Below are 763 nucleotides of genomic sequence, written 5' to 3'. Positions count from 1 at the left end.
GCATGACCCGCCGCAAAGACCCCCGCACCGCCCGGCTCCCCGTGTCCGCAGGAGAGCTCCCCGCCTTCACCCCCGTGCCCCGCCAGTACCAGCGCCACGACGGCTGGACCCCCGAGCGCCAGCGCAGCTTCATCGAGGCGCTCGCCGACACCGGCTCCGTCGAGGCCGCCGCCCGCGCGGTCGACATGAGCAGCGTCGGCGCCTACCACCTGCGCCGCCAGCCCGGCGCCGGGGAATTCCGCGCCGCCTGGGAAGCCGCCCTCGCGCTCGGCATCCAGCGGATCGAGGACGTCGCCATGGACCGCGCCCTCAACGGCACCGAGGAGCCGGTCTATTCCTACGGCAAGCTCATCGGCACCCGCATCAAGCACAATGACCGGCTCCTGATGTTCATGCTGAGAAACCGCGCGCCCGAGCGCTTTGCCGCGGGCGGCGGGCCCAAGGGCCTCAACGCGGTCAGCAAGGCGCAGCTCGACCGGCTCAAGAAACAGTGGCGCAAGGAGTGGGAGGCCGAGCGACCCAATGTCTCCGCCGCCGAGGTGCGCGCGAGCATCGACCGCAAGATCATGGAGATCCGCCGCCGCTACGAACGCGAACGCCCCGAGCGCCGCGCGGTCCTCTCGGAAGAAACCCTCGCCGCCTTCGCCCGCTTCGCAGAGCTGCGCGACCGCGACCTCGCCGCAGCCAACGCCGACGAGCGCACGCGCCGGATCGCGGGCGCCGATATCAACACCCCCACCACCTATTACGACCCGGTCGAGCC

General features: G+C 71.7%; 1 protein-coding gene. It reads left to right on the top strand.

The features are described 5' to 3' along the window. The coding region (locus tag AX708_RS20965; protein ID WP_067490400.1) for a hypothetical protein at positions 1 to 763 on the top strand (763 nt) is incomplete at both ends.

It is taken from the genome of Erythrobacter sp. CCH5-A1 (assembly GCF_001557115.1).
GTDB lineage: Bacteria > Pseudomonadota > Alphaproteobacteria > Sphingomonadales > Sphingomonadaceae > Erythrobacter.
The sequence above is the reverse complement of the archived record's forward strand: the minus strand, read 5'-3'. Positions and strand labels throughout refer to the sequence as shown.